Source organism: uncultured Veillonella sp. (assembly GCF_938010505.1).
Taxonomy (GTDB): domain Bacteria; phylum Bacillota; class Negativicutes; order Veillonellales; family Veillonellaceae; genus Veillonella.
This window is the reverse complement of sequence record NZ_CALLVP010000053.1, coordinates 1-2,103: the sequence shown is the minus strand read 5'-3', so window position 1 is coordinate 2,103 and position 2,103 is coordinate 1. Positions and strand designations below refer to the sequence as shown.

General features: G+C 37.8%; 2 protein-coding genes and 1 pseudogene. All 3 read left to right on the top strand.

Translation table 11 applies throughout. The features are described from left to right. Window positions 1–1,098, top strand: a 1,098-nt coding sequence (locus Q0507_RS02905; RefSeq protein ID WP_298712092.1) for an outer membrane protein assembly factor, incomplete at its 5' end; no start/stop codon positions are given. A gap of 118 nt (window positions 1,099–1,216) precedes the next feature. Next, window positions 1,217–1,705 (top strand): OmpH family outer membrane protein, encoded by a 489-nt coding sequence (locus Q0507_RS02900; protein ID WP_298712088.1) that lies wholly within the window; start codon window positions 1,217–1,219, stop codon window positions 1,703–1,705. Window positions 1,706–1,734: 29 nt separating this feature from the next. Then, window positions 1,735–2,103, top strand: a pseudogene (locus Q0507_RS02895) (hypothetical protein); the annotation flags it as partial.

Here is a 2,103-nt window from a genome sequence, read left to right as displayed (position 1 = left end):
GTTCGTATGTTGCCAGGTGAACAAGATCCAAATAATGTAATTATTGAAATCGACGTATTGGAACATAAGACGGGGACTATTACATTAGGTGCAGGTTATTCTAAATCTGACGGCTTGATGGGTATCGTTGAGTTTGGTGAAGATAACTTCCGTGGTACTGGTGATAAATTTAAAGTTCACTGGGAAATCGGTGGTAAGAAAAAATATAAAAATTACCAAATCTCCTACTTGAAACCTTGGATCGATAGCAAAGGTACATCCCTTGGTTTCTCCTTCTTCAACCGTGAAGATGAATACACAGATTACAATGAAGATGGTAATGAAGTAGCAGAATATAATAAGAAATCTCGTGGTTTCAATATTTCCTTCGGTCGTCAAACTGGGGAATATACTCGTGACTACTTGACATTAGAATCCCGTAAAGATTCTTATAAATGGGATGATGATGATAGCTCTGGCTTCCGTTATGACAAAAATGCTGGTGCTGGACCAAATTGGAACAATGGTTCCTATAATTTTGCGAAGGATAAATATGTAGAAAATAACTTTGGTCGCATTAATTCCGTAACATGGCAAAAAGTATACGATTCCCGTGATAACATCTATGAACCAACTCGTGGACGTCGTATTTCCTATACTACACAATGGGCTGGCCATGGCTTGGGCGGTGACTTCGACTTCTATAAATTCACAGCTGAAACTCGTATGTACAAAAAATTGGGTGCTAAAAATGTATTGGCATTCCGTGCACGTGCTGGTTTTATCCAAGGTGATGCTCCATATAGCCAATTGTTTACATTGGGTGGTGCTGATTCCTTACGTGGTTATGAAGATGATCAATTCCGCGGCAAGAAGATGTACAATGCTACATTGGAATTCCGTTTCCCAATTGTTAAGAAAGTTAGCGGTGTGTTGTTCGGTGATATTGGTGACGCATGGGATGCACCAAATGTTACATGGTACAACAGCAAAAAATCCTTTAACTATGGCGTTGGTGCTGGTGTTCGTATTACAACACCAATCGGTCCTGTTAAACTTGACTATGGTGTGGGTAAAAACAAAAATAAATTCCACTTCAGCTTCGGTACACAATTCTAATATAGTAAATGTATATGGTGGAAGCCTCTTTTCGAAGAGGCTTTCACCAATATCTCTATATGGCATCCTTTGATGCATTATTTTACAGAAAATATTATAGAAATGAGGGCACTCTATCATGATGCGTATGATGAATAACAAGACGAATGTGAAAATTTTTTCCATCGTCATTGCTACCGTATTTATTATCGGTGTTGGTGCGTTAGCTTATACTCAAATGGCTTCGCCTAGTAGTAATAGTGGGGCTAGTACTATTGGTGTTATCGATACATCTCGTATGATGTCTCAAGATAATCCATTATTTGTGTCTGCAGCTCAAGAGTTCATGAGTTATCAAAGTCAATTACAACAAGAAACTCAAGCTAAAATTGATGCAGCACAAGATGACGCAACAAAACAAAAGTTAGTAGAAGAAATGCGTCAAAACTTAGCTAAAAAAGATCAAGAAATTGCTAAATCTATTCAAGATAAAGCTATGGAAGCAGCAAAAGCCGTTGGTGAGGGTAAAGGTCTTAGCGTTGTTATGTCTAAAGATACTGTATTATACGGTGGTGTAGATATTACAGATCAAGTGTTGAAAAAATTAGCTGGCGATGCAAAAAAATAAGATGTAGTTCTATGTAAGGGAGAACGACAATGAACGGGAAAAAAAGATATATAGGACTAGTCATATTTCTCGTTGCTGCAATAAGTGCTATGGTTTGGGCCTATGGTTTTGTAACAAATCGCCAACAGGGTCCTGATGGCGTGTCAATAGGTGTTGTACGGATTGATGATGTTTTAGAGTTTAATCCGTCCTATGAGGATTATAAACAAGCTAAAAATGAGCTAGAACTTTTACAACGTCAATATGAACTTGAACAACAAGCCTTAAATGCCAAGTCGGAGACACAAGATGAACAGTTGAAAACGCTTGCATTGGATTCAACCTTGTCAGATGCTCTTACGGTAGAATTGCAAACTCGTATTGCAACAAAAGAAAATGAACTAAATCAGCAATTAAAT